This window comes from Pseudoalteromonas umbrosa, from assembly GCF_030125375.1.
Classification (GTDB): Bacteria; Pseudomonadota; Gammaproteobacteria; order Enterobacterales; family Alteromonadaceae; genus Pseudoalteromonas; species Pseudoalteromonas umbrosa.
Genome location: NZ_JASJUU010000008.1, coordinates 311,095 through 335,572 on the forward strand (window position 1 = coordinate 311,095; position 24,478 = coordinate 335,572).

The 24,478-nt window shown below is 42.2% G+C and carries 20 protein-coding genes; 10 read left to right on the forward strand and 10 right to left on the reverse strand.

The genetic code is table 11. From position 1 onward, the window contains the following. Positions 1–2: 2 nt before the first annotated feature. Positions 3–524 (reverse strand): crossover junction endodeoxyribonuclease RuvC, encoded by a 522-nt coding sequence (gene ruvC, locus QNM16_RS22675; RefSeq protein WP_284022524.1) that lies wholly within the window; start codon positions 522–524, stop codon positions 3–5. 111 nt (positions 525–635) lie between these two features. After that, positions 636–2,417, reverse strand: a complete 1,782-nt coding sequence (gene aspS / locus QNM16_RS22680) for an aspartate--tRNA ligase (RefSeq protein WP_284022525.1) — start codon at positions 2,415–2,417, stop codon at positions 636–638. A 195-nt stretch (positions 2,418–2,612) separates the two neighbouring features. On the opposite strand from aspS, the gene QNM16_RS22685 reads away from it, so the two are divergent. Further along, a complete protein-coding gene (locus tag QNM16_RS22685) occupies positions 2,613–3,461 on the forward strand; it encodes a DUF72 domain-containing protein (RefSeq protein ID WP_284022526.1) in 849 nt (282 codons plus the stop codon). A gap of 68 nt (positions 3,462–3,529) precedes the next feature. Then, positions 3,530–3,727 (forward strand): hypothetical protein, encoded by a 198-nt coding sequence (locus tag QNM16_RS22690; RefSeq protein ID WP_284022527.1) that lies wholly within the window; start codon positions 3,530–3,532, stop codon positions 3,725–3,727. A 154-nt stretch (positions 3,728–3,881) separates the two neighbouring features. Here QNM16_RS22690 and QNM16_RS22695 read toward each other — a convergent pair whose 3' ends face one another. Next, the gene (locus tag QNM16_RS22695; protein WP_284022528.1) at positions 3,882–4,301 is read right to left on the reverse strand and encodes a GFA family protein; all 420 of its coding nucleotides are present in this window, start codon (positions 4,299–4,301) and stop codon (positions 3,882–3,884) included. Positions 4,302–4,368: 67 nt separating this feature from the next. Between QNM16_RS22695 and QNM16_RS22700 the strand changes: the two genes are divergently transcribed. Further along, positions 4,369–4,881: a M48 metallopeptidase family protein gene (locus tag QNM16_RS22700; RefSeq protein ID WP_284022529.1), complete on the forward strand. Its 513-nt coding sequence runs from the start codon at positions 4,369–4,371 to the stop codon at positions 4,879–4,881. A gap of 32 nt (positions 4,882–4,913) precedes the next feature. On the opposite strand, the gene QNM16_RS22705 is transcribed toward QNM16_RS22700, so the two are convergent. The 3 genes from QNM16_RS22705 to QNM16_RS22715 form a co-directional block, all read right to left on the reverse strand. Next, on the reverse strand, positions 4,914–5,711 hold the full coding sequence (locus QNM16_RS22705; protein WP_284022530.1) for a M48 family metallopeptidase: 798 nt from the start codon (positions 5,709–5,711) through the stop codon (positions 4,914–4,916). 190 nt (positions 5,712–5,901) lie between these two features. Next, positions 5,902–6,510, reverse strand: coding sequence for a nucleotide exchange factor GrpE (grpE, locus tag QNM16_RS22710; protein WP_284022531.1), 609 nt, complete (start codon positions 6,508–6,510; stop codon positions 5,902–5,904). Positions 6,511–6,568: 58 nt separating this feature from the next. Beyond that, a complete protein-coding gene (locus QNM16_RS22715; RefSeq protein WP_284022532.1) occupies positions 6,569–7,513 on the reverse strand; it encodes an HrcA family transcriptional regulator in 945 nt (314 codons plus the stop codon). Between the two features lie 94 nt (positions 7,514–7,607). Here QNM16_RS22715 and nadK point away from each other — a divergent pair, with 94 nt between their 5' ends. From nadK to recN, 3 genes are all read left to right on the forward strand, one after another. Continuing rightward, the gene (gene nadK, locus QNM16_RS22720) at positions 7,608–8,492 is read left to right on the forward strand and encodes an NAD(+) kinase (protein ID WP_284022533.1); all 885 of its coding nucleotides are present in this window, start codon (positions 7,608–7,610) and stop codon (positions 8,490–8,492) included. A gap of 62 nt (positions 8,493–8,554) precedes the next feature. Beyond that, complete coding sequence (locus QNM16_RS22725; RefSeq protein ID WP_284022534.1) at positions 8,555–9,139, forward strand: hypothetical protein; 585 nt, start codon at positions 8,555–8,557, stop codon at positions 9,137–9,139. 61 nt (positions 9,140–9,200) lie between these two features. Next, the gene (gene recN / locus QNM16_RS22730; RefSeq protein WP_284022535.1) at positions 9,201–10,877 is read left to right on the forward strand and encodes a DNA repair protein RecN; all 1,677 of its coding nucleotides are present in this window, start codon (positions 9,201–9,203) and stop codon (positions 10,875–10,877) included. A 52-nt stretch (positions 10,878–10,929) separates the two neighbouring features. Here the strand turns inward: recN and QNM16_RS22735 are convergent, their stop codons facing one another. From QNM16_RS22735 to QNM16_RS22750, 4 genes are all read right to left on the reverse strand, one after another. Then, positions 10,930–11,535 carry a cytochrome b gene (locus QNM16_RS22735; RefSeq protein WP_284022536.1) on the reverse strand — a complete coding sequence of 202 codons (606 nt, stop codon included), beginning with the start codon at positions 11,533–11,535 and terminating at the stop codon, positions 10,930–10,932. Positions 11,536–11,726: 191 nt separating this feature from the next. Next, entirely contained in the window at positions 11,727–13,142 is a 1,416-nt protein-coding gene (locus QNM16_RS22740; protein WP_284022537.1) for an FAD-dependent oxidoreductase, read from the reverse strand. Between the two features lie 10 nt (positions 13,143–13,152). Next, positions 13,153–17,610 carry a glutamate synthase large subunit gene (gltB, locus tag QNM16_RS22745; RefSeq protein WP_284022538.1) on the reverse strand — a complete coding sequence of 1,486 codons (4,458 nt, stop codon included), beginning with the start codon at positions 17,608–17,610 and terminating at the stop codon, positions 13,153–13,155. 435 nt (positions 17,611–18,045) lie between these two features. Further along, entirely contained in the window at positions 18,046–18,384 is a 339-nt protein-coding gene (locus QNM16_RS22750) for a Grx4 family monothiol glutaredoxin (protein WP_023402222.1), read from the reverse strand. Positions 18,385–18,618: 234 nt separating this feature from the next. Between QNM16_RS22750 and QNM16_RS22755 the strand changes: the two genes are divergently transcribed. The 4 genes from QNM16_RS22755 to QNM16_RS22770 all read left to right on the forward strand — a co-directional run bounded on the left by QNM16_RS22755 (position 18,619) and on the right by QNM16_RS22770 (position 24,151). Next, entirely contained in the window at positions 18,619–19,200 is a 582-nt protein-coding gene (locus QNM16_RS22755; RefSeq protein ID WP_063361989.1) for a Fe-Mn family superoxide dismutase, read from the forward strand. Positions 19,201–19,392: 192 nt separating this feature from the next. Further along, positions 19,393–21,315, forward strand: a complete 1,923-nt coding sequence (locus tag QNM16_RS22760) for a PrkA family serine protein kinase (protein ID WP_063361990.1) — start codon at positions 19,393–19,395, stop codon at positions 21,313–21,315. Positions 21,316–21,337: 22 nt separating this feature from the next. Further along, on the forward strand, positions 21,338–22,624 hold the full coding sequence (locus tag QNM16_RS22765; RefSeq protein WP_284022539.1) for a YeaH/YhbH family protein: 1,287 nt from the start codon (positions 21,338–21,340) through the stop codon (positions 22,622–22,624). Positions 22,625–22,642: 18 nt separating this feature from the next. Continuing rightward, positions 22,643–24,151 (forward strand): SpoVR family protein, encoded by a 1,509-nt coding sequence (locus QNM16_RS22770; protein ID WP_284022540.1) that lies wholly within the window; start codon positions 22,643–22,645, stop codon positions 24,149–24,151. The last annotated feature ends 327 nt before the right edge of the window (positions 24,152–24,478 follow it).

The following is a 24,478-nucleotide window of genomic DNA, read 5'->3' on the forward strand; positions in this document are numbered from 1 at the left end:
AATTATCTTAACCTTCCACGAACTGTCTTTTTAGCATTACCTGCTAAGCGAATTAAGTTTTGTTCAGAGTGTGCATGACAAATTGCAATTGCCAATGCATCAGCAGCATCTGCTTGTGGGGTGCCCGGTAATTTTAAAATGCGTTTTACCATTTCTTGCACCTGAGACTTATTTGCTCCACCGGTGCCCACCACAGCCTGTTTGATCTGCCTTGCCGAATATTCATGTACAACCACATTTTGCATGGTTGCTGCGACAATGGCGGCACCTCTAGCTTGTCCAAGCTTCAATGCTGAGTCTGGGTTATGTGCCATAAATACTTGCTCTATCGCAAAGCTGTCTGGAGAAAACTGCTCTATCAACTGACTAATGCCTTGAAAGATCATTTTCAATCGAGTCGGAAAATCATGCTCTCCAACTTTAATGCAGCCGCTACCCAAGTATTTAAATTTTGCACCTTGGTGCTCAATAACACCATAACCTGTAAATCTCGAACCAGGGTCTATGCCCAAAATAACTGCCAAGGCACTGCCCTCTTTGCTTTTTTCAACATCATGCCAAAATACTGTATGGATTTCCAGTTGTTAAACAAAAAAGGCGGCTATAAAAGCCGCCTTTTCGAAGTAAGTCAGTGATTACTGCTCTTCACTTTGTTCTTGCTGTGCTTGTACTGCAATTGCAAGCTCAGTCAGTGCATCCGGGTTTGCAACACTTGGTGCATTCGTCATCAAACAAGACGCTTGAGTTGTTTTAGGGAATGCAATCACGTCACGAATGTTATCTGTACCACATAGAAGCATTACTAGACGGTCAAGACCAAACGCTAAACCAGCATGTGGTGGTGTACCATACTTCAATGCATCAAGTAAGAAACCAAACTTATCTTGCTGCTCTTGCTCTTCAATACCTAAGATTCTGAATGCTGCTTGCTGCATTTCATTATTGTGGATACGAACAGAACCGCCACCGACTTCATAGCCGTTAAGCACCATATCGTACGCATCAGAAATCGCCACCGCTGGGTTTGCTTCTAACTCTTGTGCACTGATGTCCTTAGGTGCTGTGAACGGATGGTGTACCGCGTGCAAGTTACCTTCGTCATCTTCTTCAAACATTGGGAAGTCAACAACCCAAAGTGGCGCCCATTTATTCAGATCAGTGATCTCTCTGTCTAAACCGACTTTCAGACGCAGTGCACCCATCGCTTCGTTTACCACGTTGCGCTTGTCTGCACCAAATAGAATGATGTCACCTGTTTGCGCGTTAGTACGCTCTAGTAGTGCACTGATCACATCTTCGTTTAGGAATTTAGCGATAGGTGATTGCACACCTTCCATACCTGCGTCACGGTCATTAACCTTCATCCAAGCAAGACCTTTCGCGCCGTAAATACCAACAAACTTAGTATACTCGTCGATTTGCTTACGAGATAACTCAGCACCACCTGGTACTGTTAATACTGCAACACGACCTTTTTCATCGTTAGCAGGACCTGCTAGTACTTTGAACTCTACATCTTTAACAATATCAGCAACGTCGACAAGCTCTAATGGGTTACGTAAGTCAGGCTTGTCTGAACCAAATCGGCGCATCGCTTCGGCATATGGCATAGTTGGGAACTCACCAAGATCAACGTTCAGCAGCTCTTGCCACATTTCACGGATCATACGCTCAGTTACTTCACGCACTTGATCAGAACTCATGAATGACGTTTCTAAATCGATTTGAGTGAACTCTGGCTGTCTATCAGCACGTAAATCTTCATCACGGAAGCATTTTACGATTTGATAGTAACGGTCGAATCCAGACATCATTAGCAACTGCTTGAACAGCTGTGGTGATTGAGGCAATGCGTAGAAGCTACCTTTGTGTACACGGCTTGGTACTAAATAGTCACGCGCACCTTCAGGTGTTGCTTTAGTCAGTACTGGTGTCTCGATGTCTAAGAAATCATTGTTATCTAAGAAACGACGCACGAAGCTTGATGCTTTTGCACGTAGCTTAATACGATCGCTCATCTCTAAACGGCGAAGGTCTAAATAACGGTACTTTAGACGACGCTCTTCTGAGTTTTGTTGGTTAAAGTCCAACGGCAAAGGCTCAGAACGGTTAATGATCTCAAGGCCAGTGCCCAAGATTTCAACTTCACCAGTTGCCATGTCTTTGTTAACTTGGCTGTCAGGTCTTGCACGAACACTACCTGTCACTTTCACACAAAACTCTTGACGCAGCGTATTTGCAACGTCCATCAAGCCTTCAACTTCTGGGTCAAAAACAACTTGAACCAAGCCTTCACGGTCTCTTAAGTCGACGAAAATTAATCCACCTAAGTCACGGCGCTTATTGATCCAACCACATAATTCGACTTCTTGACCTACGTGGTCCTTATTTAAATTTCCGCAGTATATAGAGCGCATATCGTTCCTATTTGCTTAGGCTTGCATGAAAAAGTGCTATCCAGCCTATAGCTATCGTAATTAACAAAAATAATCGCCAATTATATAAAACTGGGGGGCTTTGTCATCCTTATAAAGCAAGGAATCTTCGCAAAGTTGATTTTTTTAGGTACTCTCAATTTGTTAAACTCAAAAAAAACACTAATGAAGAGAACTATGTTGTATTTAGGTTGCCCACAATGGAGCTCATCGCACTGGAAAGGGCGTTTTTTTAGTCAGCACTGTAGTAATGCCAATATGCTCAGTGAATATGCCACCATGTTTAATAGTGTTGAGGGCAATACAACGTTTTACGCTAACCCAAAACCTGACACTGTTTTACAATGGAAAAATGCCGTCTCAGATGACTTTAGGTTTACTTTTAAGCTACCTAAACAAATATCTCATGAATTAGCTTTGCAAAATTGTCACAAAGAGCTAGAAACATGGTTAACCCTATTTGCGCCACTATTCGAAAAAATAGCTATGGTCATGCTGCAACTACCTGCGAGTTGTGGACCAGAGCATCTCCCAAGGATGCAAAACTTTGTGGCTCAATTACCCAGTGAACTTTGTCTAGGTATAGAAGTACGCAACTTAGCATTTTTTCGTAAAGACGATAATGAAAAGCGCTTAAACCAATTTTTAATGAGTAAAGGTATTAATCGCATCATGATGGATACGCGCCCTTTATTTAGCGAAGCGCCAAGCACACCGGCGATTGAAGATGCACAGCGTAAAAAGCCCCGAGTCCCTGTCAACGTCATTGCTACCGGGGAGCGACCTATGTTGCGTTTTGTTGGTTGCTCTGCGCTAGAAAATAATCGTCCTTTTTATCAGCCTTGGATCAAAAAGATCCATGCTTGGCTCGCAGAAGGTAAAGAGCCCATCGTATTTTTTCACACTGCGGACAATTACGACGCGCCGTTGTTAGCGCGGCAATTTATTCAAGACTTAGGAGTTGACCACAAGGTGCTGCTGCCTTTCCCTGCGGAAAAACAACCGCAACAACAAACATTATTGTGAAATTTGACAGTGCAAACCTAAGATGGCATGTTGAACTTGATTATAATAAAAATAGTGAAGGATTAACCATGCTACTAAAACTACAAAAAAAACGAGTAAAAACTTTATCCTATGACAAAGCCAATTTGCCTAAAGCGCAAACCCATGATATTGCGGGCGGAAAGTCTGGTGGTAATTCACGCGCCTCGGACTGTTGTCAGGTCATCTTTGCTTTGCCAGGAGGCAACTCACGTGCCTCAGACTGTTGCACGTTAGAAACGGATTAATGCTATATGGTGAGTGCCTCGCACTCACCTATAATACAAAGCTACCTAAACGATTTCACTTCAAATCATTCAGTCATTGTGCTACCAATGATCTAGCATTTATCATAAAGTGCCCCCCTTTCCTTTTGAGCTGTAACGCTCAATTTATATCTGCCTATGATTTTCTCTTCATGCGCCCCGGTTCAAATTCTTCATAGTGTGGGATTTGGGCATTTATTTGATCCCAATTTGCTTTTGAAGCCATAAAATTATGGGATGCAGGTCGTTCATTAATGTCAGAATCGAGGATCCCGAGTCGGATCCGTAGCTTTTCGGGTAAATCCACATTAGAGCTAAACAAAGGAGATGCACAGTTACGACAAAAATGTCTCAACCTACCGGGTTTAAATGCGTAAGCATTTACCAACTCTTGGCCTGTAACAATTTTCAACGAGGATGTATCAATAAACCCATTTGTCGCATAAGCCGTACCACTTGATTTACGACATAAGGAACAGTGACAATGAATAATATTATCAATAGACCCATTAATCTCTAACTGTACACCCTTGCATAGACAGCTTGCTTTATACATTTGCATTATCCTTGCGCTATAATTCTGCGCTAGATTACCTATTAGAAGACAAAAAGCAAAATACAAAATGCAACAATTAAAGTATTTTCAGCACTATCCCGACAACTTACAAGCACAAATTGCATCTTTGATTAAAGAGCATAAATTACAAAACTATTTTAAAAATAAATATCCTTGTGGCCATCAACTGCAAAATCAGCAAGTGCTGTATCAATACTGTACTGATATTAAACAACGCTTTTTGAAAAATACTCCAAGATTAAACAATGTCAGTTTTACCAAACATACAGACATGATGAAGGGGACGCTTGGCACACACACTCACAAACAGCATCGCCACGGTCAAAAACTCAAAGCGCGTTACGACATAGCTTTAAACAACCAACTAAAATATGCGCCCGAAGCCATATTACGTGCACTCATTGTTCACGAATTAGCGCACTTTAAACATGCCGAACATGACAAAGCATTTTATAAACTGTGCTGCAACATGGAGCCCGATTATCATCAATTGGAGCTAGATCTACGCCTTTTTATCGTCTTAGATGAGTTAGCACTTAATTTTTATAAATTATCTTAAGCAAAGAAATCCTGTGCTAACTCAATGTAGCCTTACACACGGCACTGTGGGCTAAACCCCTTTTGTTTGGCAGTTCTGTACAAGGTGTTTGCCTCAGCCATTTTGCTGTTGAGCTTTTCGATCCGGTTATCCGGCGATGGGTGTGTAGATAAAAACTCCATTGGCCTGTCTCCACCTAGTTTTTCCATATTTTGCCAAAGCTCAACGGCCCCAATAGGTTTAAAGCCCGCCTTAGCCATCAGATCTAGCCCTATCACATCTGCTTCACTTTCATGTGCACGACCAAAAGGTAAGGTTAAACCCACTTGTGCACCTACACCAAGCCCTTGCATTATGGCGTTACGCGACTGAACGTTATTCATTTCCATCACGGTATTACTCAGTTGCAAGCCAGCCTGCACTAACCCACTTTGTGTCATTCGCTCATTGGCATGCTGCGCAATTACATGTCCTACCTCATGACCCATTACCGCTGCAAGTTGATGTTGGTCTTGCGCTACTTTTAATAAACCTGTGTGAACACCTATTTTGCCACCGGGCAGTGCAAATGCGTTTGCACTGTCATCTTTGAATACCACCACTTCCCAACTTTGTTCTGCATATTTGTTAGGTAATTGAGCAATTAGTGCATCGGCTATACATTTTACATACTGATTAGTCTTAGGGTCCGCTTCTACCGCCTGCTCAGCTTTTATTTGCTCAAAGCCCGCTGACCCTAACTCATTCATTTTTTGTTCTGAATGCAGCATAATCTGGGTTCTTCCGGTCGGAGATGTTTTACAGCCCGCTAAAAACATCACTGCAATAACACAAGCAACAACTCGTTTCATATTACTTCCTACTCATTTCTTTTATCGCTACTCTATCTTGTCAAATTGCATATCAATAAGACAATGCCCTCGACCAAAATAAAATAACTCTATTGCTGTTCCATTAATGATAAAGCACATTGGATTTAAGGTGAAAAAATTCCAATAAAAAAGCCCGCTTGATGCGGGCTTCTTTGGATCAAGGTACGGTTTATTCAGCCGCTTTTGATACCATAACCATGGCAGGGCGAAGTAAACGACCATTCAACGTATAGCCTTTTTGCATAACAGCTAGTACAGTATTTGGCGCGACATCGTTACTTGGCTGCATAGACATTGCTTGGTGGAATTCAGGTGAGAAAGCTTCGCCTTGCGGGTTAACTTCTTCAACGCCAAACTTACCAAGTGCGTCAGAAAAACTCTTCAGCGTCATTTCAATACCTTCAAGAATTGACTTCGTTGCTTCGTTGTCTTTATCAGCAAATTCGATAGCACGCTCAAGGTTATCGATCACAGGCAATAGTTCATTTGAAAACTTCTCTAGTGCAAACTTATGTGCTTTTTCAACATCCTGTGCCGCACGACGACGCATATTTTCTACTTCTGCTGCAGCGCGAACTACGCCATCTTTTTGGCCTTCAATCGTTTGCTTTGCAGCTTCAAGCTCAGCGTATAAACCAGCAATTTCTTCTTCAGGGCTTATTTCGCCTTGTTCAGACTGTGGCGCTTCTTCCTGTGCTTGCGCTTCAGCAGCTTGTTCTACTACTTCTTCTTGTGCAGTTTCTAGTTCCTGCTCTGGTGCTTTTGTCTGCTCAGACATGAAAGTTACTCTCCGATTCTTTACAACTGCCGTAATTATGGGGATTGATTTTTTAGTTTCAAGAGTCTTTTTGCTCTAACCGACTAAATTCGTCAATTATTGCTTCAATTGGTGCCTCAGCTGGACACACGACACAAAATCGACTTTGATATTCTTGGTCCATAAAATAGGGTACACTTAAAATAACGTACCGTGATAAATTATCCGCATCAACTTCGCTGCCAAGAATGACAGATAACCCATTACGAAAAGCCAACTTGTCCTCTATTTGATGTAAAAAAGGTACCCCTAAGCTAATCTCATTACTCTTGCCGAGCCGGTTGTAGATATGCCGCTCTCCAACCACAATGCTATTATCAGTCCCCAATTGTAAACTGAGCTCGCGAGTCCACTGTGTTAGTAACGCTCGACAATCTGGCATCGCTGTATTGGCCATTGCACGCATGCGATGTAGTCCCTCTTTTAGCGTATGCTGACTAAATACAGTGTTCATCCAAAGCGCAAATTGATAACGCATTTCATCAGAGTTGTCTGTAGGCTTGTTAATACAAATATTTTGTGACTGTCCAGCTTTATCTATAAGCAGCACTAACCAATGCTTGCGGTCAAAATCCAACACTTCAACACGAAACACCTGTTGGCTACTAACTTGAGGTAAACCGACCACACAACATACTTGATAATGCTGGCTCAATGAGTGCGCTAAGGTGACTAAATGTTCTTGCTCTGGCTGCCAATAGGTCGCTATGTTATCGAGCTCAAAATATTCTTGTAGCCAATACTTAATGCCAACATCTGATGGCACACGCCCCGCCGATGTATGGGGAGAGAAGAGTAGTCCATGGTTTTCTAGGCGCGCCATCGCATTGCGCACCGTTGCCGAGCAAATGGCCATGCCTTTCATTTTTGCAATTTTACTCGACGCGACAGGTAACCCCTCACCATTGCAGTAAAGCGTCATAACCGCGGAGAAAACTTGTTTATCACGAGCACTTAATTTCATAATTCTTTATGTTGGGACGAATTTCAAAGTTTCAAGCGCTTCAATTTTAAGATAATCTTGGAGGGAGTTTACACACCAAGGATTTGCGTTAAAAATGAGCACTCCATTTAACACCATCGGCCTTATTGGCAAACCGAATCATGACGGCGCGGCTCAGACCTTACATCGCCTTTATACATTTTTGCAAGCACTAGGCTATGAAGTTTTTGTAGAGCGTCGAGCAGGCAAACAACTGGACGCTCTGCAAGATGAACAGTTACTCGATCTGGTCGAACTTGGAGAGAAGTGTGACCTTGCTGTTGTTGTTGGTGGGGACGGTAACATGCTTGGCGCTGCGCGAGTGCTGGCTCGCTTTGATGTTGCAGTGATCGGTGTGAACCGCGGAAATTTAGGTTTTCTAACCGATTTAAATCCACATGATTTCGAACCGGCACTTGAACAAGTACTCAGTGGTAAGTTTGTTGAGGAGCATCGCTTTTTGCTAGAAGTTGAAGTGTATCGGCATGCACAACTAAAAAGTGCTAATTTGGCAGTCAATGAAGCTGTACTCCATGCCGATAAAGTTGCACATATGATCGAGTTTGAAGCTTTTATTGATGAGCAATTTGTTTTCTCACAGCGCTCAGACGGATTAATAGTAACCACTCCTACAGGTTCTACTGCATATTCATTATCTGGTGGCGGGCCCATCCTGACACCAGAGCTCAATGCGGTTGCCTTAGTACCCATGTTTCCGCATACACTATCCAGCCGACCTTTGGTCGTGGATGCGAATAAGCAAATAAAACTTAAGCTCAGCCCTGAAAATACCGCCAGTTTACAGGTCAGTTGTGACAGTCATGTAGTTTTAGCACTACTGCCTGGAGATGAAGTGGTGATTAAAAAAGCAGCACAAAAACTGAGGCTTATTCATCCAACTAGCTATTCCTACTACCATGTTCTTAGAGAAAAACTAAATTGGGGCAGTAGGCTTTACTAAAGTGAATTTGTTAAGCAAAATAGGACAGATTTATTTTCTAATTTAGGGAAAAGTAAGACAACATGACTTACATAGTGTTTGTATCGATAGTATTGCTCATCACTATCCTCGGCGTATACATGGTCATTGAAAACAATCGACAAAAAGCCCGTGACGCTGAGAAAAAAATTTTTAATGAGCGCGTAAAAGACATTACCTCTTTGTATAAAAGAAAAATAGCGGAGTATGTTGACTGTAAGCTGATTAGACCCAAGCATGCACCGAAATTTAATGCCATCGTTGGCAACTTTTTTGTTGTTCAAGCGCACAATGAAGAAAACTTGGCACGCCTAGAAAGGGTCAGTGAGCACTTATTAAGCCAAGTTGGTTCAGAGCTAAACAAATGCCGTAGCAATGACACCGTAGATTTACTAACCGAGCAACTATTTTTGTTTGCTGCTGAATTGCCATCAGCTGGCATTGCTTACAATAAAAACTTTTACACAGAAATTCTGCCAGCGTTGATTTCTCGCATACAGACACCTGATTCATACGAAACAACACATCCTGTCGTAGAACCAGAAGAACATGACAACACTGAAGACGCTGCCAACGACGATGCAGAACAATCTCAACTTCACCAAAGACAAGCAGACGCCATCAATTAAAAGTTGCTTTTTAAAGAGATGCTGTATAAATTAACAGTAAAATACTGTTTGGATATACAGCATGCTTACTAGTTTGCAAATTAAAAACTTTGCCATAGTCAGTGAACTAAACATCGATTGGCGTTCTGGCATGACAGCAATTACTGGCGAAACAGGTGCTGGTAAGTCGATAGCAATAGATGCCCTATCCCTTTGTCTTGGCGAGCGTGCTGATGCAAATGCGATCCGCCCAGAAAGTAGTAAAGCAGAAATTTCTGCGCAATTTGATATTCGCAAGTTACCTCAAGCACAAAAATTCCTTTCTGAGTTATTGCTCGACGATGAAGAACAAAACTGTATTTTACGTCGCGTGATCACACGAAATGGTCGCAGTAAAAGCTTTATTAATGGCTCCTCAGTAACGGCCGCTCAACTTAAAGAGCTGGGCCAAATGTTGATAGCCATTCACGGACAACACGCCCACCAATTGTTGTTAAAGCCCGAGCATCAGCTTGGCTTACTCGATGCGTATGCGGGTCACCATAACTTACTAAGCGCGGTTAAAACCCAATATAACCATTATCACAAGCTTCAAAAAGAACACGCTAGCTTGTTAAAGCAGCAGCATGCACAAGCAGCAAAAAAACAATTACTTGAATATCAAGTTGAAGAGCTCGATGAATTTGCGCTTCAAGAAGGTGAATTTGAGCAAATTGAAGCTGAGCATAACAGACTCAGCCACGCACAAACTTTGGTAGAGAGTTCGCAGCGTGAGCTAATGAGCCTGTATGAACAAGATGACCAAACAGTACTTGGTCAACTTCAACACAGTGTGCAAACTTTTAATGAGCTGAGTACGTTAGATAAATCTTTAGAAGGCATATCTCAAATGCTCAGCGAAGCGGCTGTACAACTAGAAGAAGCCTGTCGAGAGATCCGTAGCTATGGTGAAAGCGTTGAGCAAGATCCTATCCGTTTACAAGAAATCGAAGAGCGGATCACGCAAGCGATGGCACTTTCAAGAAAACACCAAATTCAACCAGATCAGCTCGCTGCTCACCACTTTGCTTTAAAACAAGAGCTAGATAACATCTGTTCAGATAACGCGCGTATCGACGACTTAGAGCATGAAATTGCAGAAGCATTACACGCTTATCACATTTCTGCTAGCCAACTCAGTGAAAGCCGTGCCGTTGCTGCGAGCACACTCAACACGCTAATCACAGACAGTATGCACGAACTTTCTATGGAAAATGGCCGCTTTGCCATTGAGCTCAGCAAAGAGACAAATAAACGCCCCAATGAACTTGGTATGGATAATATTGAGTTTTTGGTATCGACCAACCCGGGTCAACCGATGCAGGCACTCGCTAAAGTTGCTTCAGGTGGTGAATTGTCAAGAATAAGCTTAGCAATTCAAGTAATTATCGCAAATAAAGTCACCACACCAACTTTGATTTTCGATGAAGTAGATGTAGGTATCTCTGGCCCTACGGCGTCTCAGGTAGGAAAGCAATTGCGTTTATTAGGTAAATCGACACAAGTCATTTGTGTAACGCACTTGCCGCAAGTTGCCTGCAGTGGTCATCAACAGTTTTTTGTGCAAAAAGCAGTTGAAAATGCGCAAACTTACACCTCTATGGTACCGCTAAACGAGCAAAAACGAGTAGATGAAATAGCCCGCTTACTCGGTGGTGATAGCGTTAGTGATACCACGCGAGCCAGTGCCAAAGAGCTCCTCAGTGTACAGGGCTGTTAAGCCACTGTAGAAAAGCAAAGAGGTATCAAGATTGATACCTCTTATAAAATAATTAGGGTGCGCTTGAGGTCATTTTTTTAAGGGTGCGATCTTTTTTCACAAAATGATGGAACAATGCAGCACCAGCATGCCCGACAATCAATATCCACATAAGCCATGCACCTAATATTTCTTTATGAATAAAATCAATCGGCTTTTCAAACTCTTTGAAAGTCAGCCCCCAACTTTCAACTACAATATATTGAAACAGCACTGTATCAGAAAACTTTGGTATATCGAATAAAAAGAAAAACTCAGTATGCACCCCCGTTCCAATATACCCGGTGATCGGCGCAATAATCATGATTACATAGAGGGCGTAATGACCTAAATGCGCTGCTAAATGCTCCAAGTTAGTACCCGGCTCAGGCTTTGGTGATTTATTCATTGCTCGCCACACTAATCTCAGCAGCACAATAGCCATAATGGATACACCAAATGATAAGTGTAATTGCAATGCCGTCCAGTTCTCGGGGGTTTTAGCCTCTGTAAACCACTGGCGATAATATACGCTCACATATGCTGCTAAAAATAACATCGCCATGAGCCAATGGATCCACTTGGCAATACTGCCATAGTCTGTATCACTATTTTTAAACGCCATAGATACCTCAATCATTTTGCTACTTAAGTTTAATCTTAAAGCTTATGATAATGCTAAAAACAACCTCTGTATTGTGGTTAATTATGAACAAGTTATCCAAAAAATTAGAACGTAAGGCGAATGACCAGATTTTAACGTTCCTAAAAAAGCCCCATCATTGAAATGACGGGGCTTTAAGCAAAGTACTAAGTTATCTTAAATTTTGGTTATACTTCAAGGTAATCTAAAATACCTTCAGCGGCGTTCCTGCCTTCAAAAATTGCTGTAACAACCAGATCAGAGCCTCTTACTGCATCACCACCAGCGAAAATCTTGGGATTGCTCGTTTGATGTGTAAAGGCCCCCTGCTCTGGTGCGACGATCCCGCCCCAGTGATTAATTTCGACATCATACTGAGCGAGCCAATCGAGGTTGTGTGGTTTAAAACCAAACGCAAGAATGACTGCATCTGCATCAATGATATGCTCTGAACCAACGACTTCCTGAGCTCGTCTACGACCATTACTGTCGGGCTCGCCTAGCTCTGTTTTGACCATCTGTACACCAGTCACATTGCCCAGCTCATTTAATACTATGCCCTTAGGCTGCACATTGAATTGAAAGTTAACCCCTTCCTCTTTTGCATTTTTAACTTCACGCTTAGAGCCAGGCATATTTTCTTCATCACGACGATAAGCACATACCACTGATTTGGCTTTTTGACGCACAGAAGTTCTAACGCAGTCCATAGCAGTATCACCACCCCCCAAAACCACTACGCGCTTGTCAGCCATACTAATATAAGCTTGCTGAGACTCGTCATAACCCATCACGCGGTTTGTATTACCAATTAAAAATGGTAAGGCATCATACACCTGTTTAGCATCCTCATTCTCCAGGCCTCCGCGCATGTATTGATAAGTACCCACACCGACAAACACAGCATCATACTGGGAGATTAACTCATCCATTGTCACGTCTTTACCAACTTCCGTATTTAACTGAAACTCCACACCCATTTCAGTGAAGATCTCACGGCGCTTTTCCATCACCGTTTTTTCCAACTTAAAAGAGGGAATACCAAACGTAAGTAAACCGCCGATCTCAGGGTTTCTATCATAGACAACCGCTTTAACGCCATTTCTGACTAAAATATCCGCGCAGCCAAGTCCTGCCGGTCCAGCTCCAATAATGGCAACCTTTTTGTCTGTCCAAGTAACATACGAAAGATCAGGTTTCCAACCTTGGGCAAAGGCCGTATCGGTAATGTACTTTTCGATATTACCGATGGTCACTGCACCAAACTCATCATTTAAAGTACAAGACCCTTCACAAAGTCTATCTTGTGGGCATACTCGTCCGCATACCTCGGGTAAGCTATTTGTGCGATGAGATAGCTCTGCAGCTTCAAAAATCCGCCCGGTGCGGATCAGTTTTAGCCACTGTGGAATATAGTTGTGTACCGGACACTTCCATTCACAATATGGATTTCCGCAATCTAAGCAACGGTCTGCTTGTGAGTCGACCTGCTGCCCTGAAAAAGGCTCGTAAATCTCAACAAAAGAACTCTTGCGTGTTGATATTGGCTTTTTTCTTGGGTCAACGCGCTGAACATCGATAAATTGATAAACGTTTTCGCTCATAACTCCTCCTTTACTGCGCCTGCACTCTAAGTTCCGCACTACTGCGCGCTCGATGTCCAAGTAAGCTCTTTACATCACTTGACTTAGGTTTCACTAACTTAAACATAGGAACATATAATTCAAAGTTAGCAAGTACTTGCTCCGCTCTATCAGAACCAGTGCACTCCAAATGCTCAGCAATCATGCCTCTTAAATGCTCTTGATGAGAAGGCAAGTTATCTAACGTTAATACCTCTACCAATTCAGGATTAAAGCGTTTATCCATATCGTTTTCTTCATCTAAAACGTAGGCAAAGCCCCCTGTCATACCGGCACCAAAGTTCACACCAATTTGGCCAAGTACACACACTACGCCGCCTGTCATATACTCGCAGCCGTTATCACCTAAGCCTTCAACGACAGCATGTACACCAGAGTTACGTACAGCGAAGCGCTCACCGACTTTTCCAGCAGCAAATAATTTTCCGCCCGTTGCACCGTATAAACAGGTATTTCCAGCAATCGTCGCTTGATGAGACTTGAAGCTAGAACCAAGTGGTGGTCTGATTACCAACTTTCCACCTGCCATGCCCTTGCCAACATAATCATTTGCATCACCAACAAGAGTTAACTCCAAACCACCAGCATTCCAAACACCGAATGACTGCCCAGCAGTACCGTGTAGCTCAATTGCCACTGGATCTGCTGCCATTCCTTGGTTTCCGTATAAGTTAGCAATATAGCCTGACAGCATCGCACCCACAGATCGATCTGTGTTCTTAATCCGGCTGACTAGCGATGTGCCACTCTTGTCGTCGATGGCTTGCTGTGCCTTATTGAGCAAAGATTCATTTAACTCACCTCGATAGTGCGAGGTATTTTCTGCACTACAGTACAAGGTTTGATTACTTGGGTTATTCGGCGTGGCCAAAATTGGCGATAAATCTAGCTTTTGCTGCTTACTCGTCTTGCCTTCAAGTACTTCCAGTAAATCGGTGCGGCCAATTAAGTCCGTAAGTTTAGTCACACCTAAGCTAGCCATTAATTCTCTCGCTTCCTGTGCAATAAACTTGAAGTAATTCATCGCCATCTCTGGTAAGCCATGATAGTGACGCTGACGCAGCGTATCATCTTGTGTTGCAACACCTGTCGCACAATTATTTAAGTGGCAAATACGTAAGTACTTACAACCTAGTGCAACCATAGGGCCAGTGCCAAAACCAAAACTCTCTGCACCTAAAATAGCGGCTTTGATGATGTCTAAGCCCGTTTTTAAACCTCCATCAGTCTGCAAACGGATCCGATGACGTAACCCGTTTTCAACCAGTGCTTGCTGCGTTTCTGCAAGACCTAGCTCCCACGGACAACCCGCATATTTAACTGATGTAAGAGGGCTTGCACCTGTACCTCCGTCATAGCCAGCAATGGTGATCAGGTCAGCATAAGCTTTAGCTACCCCTGTTGCTATGGTGCCTACACCTGGTTCTGACACTAACTTCACCGAGATCATCGCCTTAGGATTAACCTGCTTCAAATCAAAAATAAGCTGAGCTAAATCTTCGATGGAATAAATATCATGATGAGGGGGAGGTGAAATCAAAGTAACACCCGGTACTGAATACCTAAGTTTTGCTATATATGGCGTGACTTTTTCACCGGGTAATTGCCCACCCTCACCAGGTTTTGCACCCTGTGCTACCTTAATCTGAATCACATCGGCACTTTGTAAATAGTGAGGTGTGACGCCAAACCGACCTGACGCAACCTGTTTGATACGAGAATTTTTTTCGTTACCAAATCGTAGCTTATCCTCGCCACCTTCTCCTGAGTTTGAAAAACCACCTAAACGGTTCATCGCTATTGCCAGCGCCTCGTGCGCCTCTGGAGAAAGCGCGCCAATACTCATCGCTGCAGAGTCAAATCGCTTATACAAAGCCTCTGCTGGCTCCACGTCTTCGATTGAAACCGCGTTATGTGCTGGTTTTAATTTCAATAAATCTCTTAGATTGGTGACTGGACGATTATTAACAATCTCTGCGTATTTTAGATAATCTTCATATTTCCCTGACTTAACAGCGACTTGTAATGATTGCACCACGTCAGGATTGTAAGCATGATATTCTCCACCGTGAACAAATTTAAGTAATCCACCATGACTTAATAGTTTACGTTTACTAAACGCCAATTGGTTTAATAGCTTGCTCTCAGCTTCAAAATCACTAAAGTCTGCGCCTTTTATGCGGCTCACCACACCTTTAAAGCACAGCTCCACAACATCATCAGCAAGACCTACCGCTTCAAACAACATAGAGCAACGATATGACGCAATGGTGCTAATGCCCATTTTCGACATGATTTTATACAGGCCTTTGTTTATTGCATTGCGATAAGCAAGCGTCACATCTCGATATGATTTTTTAATCACACCTTTATCACACAAGGAAACGAGCGTTTCATAGGCTAAGTAAGGGTAAATTGCTGTAGCGCCAAAACCGAGTAGTACAGCAAATTGATGCGGATCACGCGCACTACCCGTCTCCACAATAATATTAGAGTCACAGCGCAGGTTTTCATTCACTAAACGCTGTTGAATAGCACCTACCGCCATGGCCGCCGGTATTGGCAACTGGCCTTTAGCAATATCTCTGTCGCTCACTACAATCATCACACAGCCATTTGCAGCTTTTTGCTGAGCTTCATCACACACTCGCACAATGGCATTTTGCAAGCCTTCGTCTGGTGCATAATTAAGATTCACTTTACCAGCTTGATAGTGAGCGTCATCAGCTTCTGTAAGTTGCTTGATATCTGAATATGTCAAGATGGGTGAATCAAACTGCAATCGCTTAGCGTGACCTGTGGTCTCATTAAATACGTTTTGCTCACGACCGATGCATGTCGCCAATGACATCACGTGATTTTCACGCAAAGGATCAATTGGCGGGTTAGTTACTTGCGCGAACTTCTGCCTAAAATAGTCATAAATTGAGCGAGTCCCTTGTGATAATACAGCAAATGGAGTGTCATCGCCCATTGAGCCAGTAGCCTCTTGACCATTAGCGCCCATTACGCTTATCACCTGCTCAACTTCTTCATTACTGTAGCCAAATTGCTTTTGATAGGTCAGTAATGTTTCTTCAGAAAAGTCCCTTTGCCCTGCATCTTTTTCATCGAGCTGCTCAAATGGCGTTAAGCGCTGAACGTTTTGTTCGAGCCAAGCTCTATATGGATGTCTCGCTTTAAGATCTTGATCAATCTCTGAAGATTGCCAAATTTTACCATGAAGCGTATCAACGACCAGTAGCTCACCAGGCCCTACTCGACCTTTTTCAACCACCTCATCTGCTTCATAGTCCCAGATCCCAATCTCTGAAGCGACTGTGATAAAACCATCTTGTGTAACCACATAGCGCGCAGGCCGTAAACCATTTCTGTCAAGATTACATGCTGCAAAGCGCCCATCTGACATCACGATACCCGCTGGTCCATCCCAAGGCTCCATGTGCATTGAATTAAAATCATAAAATGCACGAAGGTCATCATCCATGGCGCGGTTTTTTTGCCATGCAGGCGGTACTAACATACGCATAGCACGAAAAATATCCATACCACCCGCTAAGAATAGCTCTAAAATATTATCTAAGCTGGATGAATCAGAACCGGCTTCATTAACAAAAGGCGCAGCCAGTTGCAGATCTGGTAATAGAGGCGATGAGAATTTGTACGCTCGTGCACGTGCCCACTGCCGGTTACCCATTATAGTGTTAATCTCACCATTGTGTGCCAAATATCTAAATGGTTGTGCTAGTGGCCACTTAGGTTGAGTATTTGTTGAAAATCGTTGGTGAAAAACACAAATGGCGCTAGTCATGCGCAGATCGGCCAAATCTAAATAGAAGTTTGGTAAATCAGCGGGCATCATCAGCCCTTTATACACAGTGACAAGACCAGACAGACTAGCAATGTAAAACTGCTCATCCGATGTAATGCGCTTTTCAATTCGCCGTCTTGCAATATATAAGCGGCGTTCTAAATCTTTTGGTCGCCAGCCTTCAGGCGCACTGACAAAAACTTGTTCAAATTGCGGTAATTGTGACTTAGCTATTGGTCCCAACATATCTGGTTGAGTAGGCACAACTCGCCATCCGACTATACTCAGCGTTTCTTTTTCTAATTCTTCATTAATAATGCGTTTAGCAGACTGCGCCAATGCATCATCAGCGTTTAGGAAAATCATACCAACTGCATAGTTTTTGCCTAATCGCCATTCGTTTTCGGCTGCTATAGCACGAAAAAAACTATCTGGCTTTTGCAATAGTAAACCGCAGCCATCACCTGTTTTACCATCTGCAGCTATCCCGCCTCGGTGCTGCATACGATCAAGACCCGTGATCGCTGTACGTATTAATTTATGGCTTGCTTGGCCTTGTGTATGTGCAATCAGACCAAACCCGCAGTTATCTTTTTCTAATGCCGAGTCGTATAACATAGACCCCTCCCCTTGCTACACCTGCCAGCTTGATTGACTTCGACGATTTACTGGCAGATATTCAAAACTAGCGCTGAAATCAAAGTGAGTCAACAAGATATCGAATAAATATTCACTACATTGAATATTTTTCAACGACCCCATAACGTAACCAAAATTTAATATAATGCACTAAACGGGCTTTTTAAGTTCCTTAAAAAGAATTGACACCGGTATCAAATGTTAAACTTTTGATTCAAAGAAAAGAAAACAGAGCAGTTTACGTAAACGTAAAGAAATGAAATATTGAATAAATATTCATTAAAACAATATTTGATATTTCTTCAACATATAGGGAGGAAAACAAGGTTGATTGAGTTTATAGATTGAAAAGTGAATACTGCAGACACAAAAAAGCCCGAAATAAATTCGGGCTCTTCAGAAATAACAACATGATTACTCAGCGGCTTCTTCTTTATATTTAGCAGCTGTCTCAGTGATCAGTGGTTGAAGTTCACCTTTTTGGAACATTTCAATGATGATGTCACAGCCACCGATTAACTCGCCTTCTACCCAAAGCTGTGGGAATGTTGGCCAGTTTGCGTAATGTGGTAACTCTGCACGGATATCTGGGTTTAAAAGGATATCTACATACGCAAATTGCTCTCCACATGCCATCAACGCCTGTGAAGCTTGAGAAGAAAAACCACAGTTAGGTAACTTAGGAGATCCCTTCATATATAGAAGAATTGGGTTTTCTGCAATTTGCTGTTTGATCTTATCAATGGTTTCCATATATACCTCAAATGACGATATTAACTGTTCGTACGCAACATTTTGCTCAAAATTAACGCATACGAAAAATTCACACTACAAGTCTTGGCCTCGGGCATTGCTGTTTACCAAAACTTGAGTAAAATACTCAGGAATTATAGTATCACTATATAGCACTAAAACGTACTTAAAAGTGCCCTAGCAATGGCATCTTTTTAACTGTTTAGAGTATCCAACATAAAAATGGAGATTAAAATGGCTTTTGAACTACCGTCACTTCCTTATGCTATCGATGCATTAGAGCCACATATTTCTAAAGAAACTTTAGAATTCCACCATGGCAAACACCACAACACATACGTTGTTAAGCTAAATGGCCTAGTAGAAGGTACTGACTTTGCAAACAAAACTTTAGAAGAAGTTATTGTTAGCTCTGAAGGCGGCGTTTTTAATAACGCAGCACAAATCTGGAACCACACTTTCTACTGGCACAGCCTTGCACCAAATGGTGGTGGCGAAGCTAAAGGTAAAGTAGCAGAACTGATTGACGCAAAATGGGGCTCATTTGCGGCATTCCAAGACGCTTTCAACGACAAAGCAGTAAATAACTTCGGTTCAAGCTGGACTTGGTTAGTTCAACTAGCTGATGGTTCTTTGGACATCATTAATACATCAAATGCAGAAACTCCGTTGACACAAGATGGTGTTACACCACTTATTACTGTTGACCTTTGGGAGCATGCTTACTATATCGATTACCGCAATGTTCGCCCTGAATACTTAAAGGGTTTCTGGTCGCTTGTAAACTGGGATTTTGCTAACCAAAATCTAGCTTAATTACAACAGTATAACTGTACCAATTTAAGCAATAAACAAGGCGCATAAGCGCCTTTTTTGACTCCCCTTAAAAACCTCTATCACATTAAATTCTCATATTTTTTAAGCAAATATCCAAGAACCTGACTAAGCTTTAAGTACGCCTAGCATTTTAGCCCACGCATTTTATTTAACAGGTTATTGGAGTTTGATATGACAATATTTGAGCATTACCAATCCCGATACGAAGCAGCAAAAGAAGAAGAATTCACAATTGCTGAATTTCTTGAAATCTGTAAAGAGGATAAGGCTGCTTACGCCAGTGCGCCTGAACGGTTGCTCATGGCGATCGGTGAGCCAGAAATGATCGACACGTCAACAGATGCAAGACTGAGTCGACTCTTTTCAAACCGTGTGATAGCACGTTATCCTGCTTTTAACGAATTTTATGGCATGGAGGATGCCATTGAACAAATCGTTTCATACTTAAAGCACGCCGCTCAAGGTCTAGAAGAGTGCAAACAAGTGTTGTATTTGCTCGGCCCCGTGGGCGGTGGTAAATCATCTATCGCTGAAAAGCTAAAGTATCTAATGCAGCAGGTGCCTGTTTATGCAATTAAAGATTCACCTGTTAACGATCATCCCTTGAGTTTGTTCAACCCTCAAGAGGATGGTGAGTTACTAGAAAAAGAATACGGAATTTCGAAACGTTACCTTAAAACGGTTATGTCTCCTTGGGCTACCAAGCGGTTACACGAATACAACGGCGACATCAGTAAGTTCAAAGTTGTCAAACGCTACCCTTCAATTCTTGACCAAGTTGCGATTGCCAAAACAGAGCCAGGTGATGAAAATAATCAGGATATTTCTGCACTGGTAGGTAAAGTGGACATCCGTAAACTTGAACATTTTGCCCAAAATGATCCAGATGCTTATGCCTATTCTGGGGCGCTATGTCTAGCAAACCAAGGCCTAATGGAATTTGTTGAGATGTTCAAAGCACCTATTAAAGTGCTGCACCCACTATTAACTGCAACACAAGAAGGTAACTACAACGGTACTGAGGGCATATCCGCATTACCATTTAATGGCATTATTCTCGCGCACTCCAACGAATCTGAGTGGCAGACCTTTAAAAACAACAAAAACAATGAAGCATTTTTGGACAGGGTATTTATCGTAAAAGTACCTTATTGTCTGAGAGTGTCTGAAGAAGTGAAAATTTATAAAAAGCTGCTTGAAAACAGTGAGCTTAAAGAAGCTCAATGCGCCCCAGGCACGTTAGAAACACTAGCTAAGTTTTCATCTTTGTCACGCATTAAAGAGCCTGAAAACTCTAGCATTTACTCAAAAATGCGCGTCTACGATGGTGAGAGCTTAAAAGATACCGATCCGAAAGCGAAATCTTATCAAGAATATCGTGACTATGCAGGTGTTGATGAAGGTATGAATGGCCTCTCTACACGTTTTGCATTTAAGATTTTATCTCGCGTGTTTAACTTTGATCACGCAGAAGTCGCCGCTAACCCAGTGCATTTATTCTATGTGCTAGAGCAGCAGATTGAACGAGAACAATTTAGCGCAGAAGTACAAGAGCGATATTTGAGCCACCTGAAAGGCTACTTAATCCCGCAATACGTCGAGTTTATTGGGAAAGAGTTGCAAACCGCATACCTTGAGTCTTATTCTGAGTATGGCCAAAATATTTTTGACCGCTATGTCACATATGCAGACTTTTGGATCCAAGACCAAGAATATCGCGACCCAGATACTGGTCAACTTTTCGATAGAGCAGCACTTAACGCAGAACTTGAGAAAATTGAAAAACCAGCAGGCATTTCAAACCCGAAAGACTTCCGAAATGAAATCGTCAATTTTGTCCTAAGAGCACGAGCACACCATAATGGCGATAACCCTGTGTGGACGAGCTACGAAAAACTTAGAACAGTCATTGAGAAGAAAATGTTCTCAAACACCGAAGACTTGCTGCCTGTTATTTCCTTCAACGCTAAAACATCGGCAGAAGATCAGAAAAAACATGAGGACTTTGTTAACCGGATGATGGAGAAAGGATACACCCAGAAGCAAGTACGTTTGCTTTCTGAATGGTATTTAAGAGTTCGGAAGTCACAGTAATCTAACGATTGGAGGGTGGTCAATGGCACATTTCATCGATCGAAGATTGAACGGTAAAAATAAAAGTACGCCAAATAGGCAACGCTTCATTAGACGCTATAAAAAGCAAATTAAAGAAGCAGTGTCAGATGCTATTAATAAACGCAGTGTGACGGATATTAGTAGCGGCGAGAGTATATCGATACCGCAACGTGATATTAGTGAACCTGTGTTCCATCAAGGTAAAGGTGGAAACCGTGAGCATATACACCCTGGTAACGATCAGTTTAGTACTGGCGACAAAATACAGCGCCCTCCCTCTGGCCAAGGGGGAGGTGCTGGAGAGGGCAATGCCAGTGATCAAGGTGAAGGCCAAGATGATTTTGTCTTTTCAATTTCTAAAGATGAATATCTTGATCTGTTGTTTGAAGATTTGGAGTTACCCAACTTACAAAAGAGTCAACTTGATAAACTGGTACAAATGAAAACGCACCGAGCTGGGTTTTGCAACGATGGCATGCCCAGCAATCTGGATATTGTTCGCTCGTTAAAAGGCTCTATTGCAAGACGAATAGCAATGACAGCTAGTAAGCGTAACAAGCTAAAGGAGCTCGAAGAAGAGCTTGAAGCATTATTGGCTGAGCCGGTGCCACCACAGCACAAAATAGAGACGCTTGAAGCAGAGATAGAGATCTTGAGAAGGCGCATTGCCGCTGTGCCTTTCATTGATAATTACGATCTCAGATTTAGAAACTATGAAAAACGCCCACATCCCACCAGCAAAGCCGTTATGTTTTGTTTGATGGATGTATCAGGCTCGATGGACCAAGCAACTAAAGACATGGCAAAGCGTTTTTATATTTTGCTTTATCAGTTCTTGACTCGAACCTACAAAGACATTGAGGTTGTGTATATTCGTCACCATACACAAGCAAAAGAAGTGGACGAGCAAGAGTTCTTTTACTCTCAGGAAACAGGCGGCACCATAGTATCCAGCGCATTAAAATTAATGGATGAAATCGTCGCTGAGAGGTATTCCCAAGGTGATTGGAACATTTATGCAGCACAAGCATCTGATGGGGACAATTGGGCAGATGACTCTCCTCACTGTACTGATATTCTTGCAAATAAGCTCCTTAAAGTAGTGCGTTATTACGCCTACATCGAGATAACAACAAGAGCACATCAGAGCCTTTGGAGAGAGTATCAAGGGTTATCTGCAGCCTACAACAATTTTGCTATGCAGCACATACGCTCCGTGGAAGATATCTACCCTATCTTTAGAGAGCTCTTTAAAAAGAACCGCCAAAAACAGCAGGGTGCAGCATAAACAGGAGGGGAAGCGCTAATGACCTATAACCCTTTGAATGATGGTCCAGATTGGACTTTTGAAAGGTTAGAAGTGTATCAAGCCGAGATTGCTCGTGTTGCAGAGCATTATCGACTTGATACCTACCCTAATCAAATCGAGGTAATCACCGCTGAGCAAATGATGGATGCCTACTCCAGTGTAGGAATGCCAATCGGTTACGCACATTGGTCTTATGGCAAAAAGTTCATTCAAACTGAGCAAAATTACAAACGTGGTCAAATGGGGCTTGCGTATGAAATTGTCATTAATTCTGATCCCTGTATTGCATACTTGATGGAAGAAAACACCATGCCAATGCAGGCATTGGTGATGGCGCATGCTTGCTATGGCCACAACTCTTTTTTCAAAGGCAACTATCTATTTAAAACTTGGACTGATGCCTCTTCAATAATTGACTATTTAGTATTTGCCAAAAACTACGTCGCAGAGTGTGAGCAAAAGTATGGCATTGAGGAAGTCGAAAATTTACTAGATTCATGTCACGCACTAATGAATTATGGTGTTGATAGGTACAAACGCCCACAGCAAATTTCATTGTTTGAAGAACAGAAGCGGCAAAAAGAACGTGAAGATTATCTGCAATCCCAGGTTAATGAGCTATGGAAAACAATTCCAAAAAGCAAGCAAGAGGATACCGAAGATTTACCTCAGTTCCCTTCTGAGCCTCAAGAAAATATACTGTACTTCATAGAGAAAAATGCACCTTTACTTGAATCTTGGCAGCGAGAGATCATTAGGATCGTAAGAAAGATCTCACAATACTTTTACCCGCAAAGACAAACGCAAGTCATGAATGAAGGCTGGGCTACTTTTTGGCACTACACCATTCTTAATCACTTATATGACGAGGGTAAGTTAAGTGATGCATTTATGTTGGAGTTTTTGCAAAGCCATACTAATGTCGTCTATCAACCGCCCTACAATAGTAAGTTTTATTCGGGTATAAACCCCTATGCCCTTGGCTTCAATATGATGGTTGATATCAGACGCATTTGCGAAAACCCAACAGCAGAAGACAAAGAGTGGTTTCCTGAGTTTGCAGGTAAAGACTGGCTAGACACACTACATTTTGCGATGGAAAACTTTAAAGACGAAAGCTTCGTTAGCCAGTTTTTATCGCCGAAGATCATTCGTGACTTCAAGCTATTTACAATATTAGACAAAGAGTCATCTCCTCACTTAGAGGTGAAAGCAATCCATGATGAGGCTGGCTATCAGAAAGTAAGAAATAGTCTATCTGCGCATTATAACCTCAGTAATAATGAGCCTAATATTCAAGTATATAAAGTTGATGTCCGCGGGGATAGATCTTTAACTTTAAGATATGTCCCTCAAGATAAAATCCCGCTAGCAGAATCGAAAATGGAAGTGCTCAAGCACCTATATAGACTCTGGGGCTTTGAGGTTAGGCTTGAACAAGTAGAGGATGATGGCAGTATTAATACGCTTGGTCAATGCCCACCAGCAAGCACTGACAGCGATTAAATCAAAATGGACTTACGATACAACTGTATTGTAAGTCCACTTACAACAAGTTTATAAAGCACTTCTCTAAAAATTATTTATATAATGTCTTTCCTACGCACTTCGGCGCTGAACTTAACAACTTCTAAAGACATTAGATGAGGATCGGACTAGAAAACAGTTTTGTGTTCATAGTTCAAGCGTTGTCCCACTAGTCTAGTATTGTGAATCCGACCCCGTTGCCATAAAGTTAAAGAAAGGAAAGAACTAGTATCATACCATTGAATATTAAAACTTTTCGATCGTCGTAGTTTTGTAAAATAAAACTACGACGTAATCTCGTTAAAT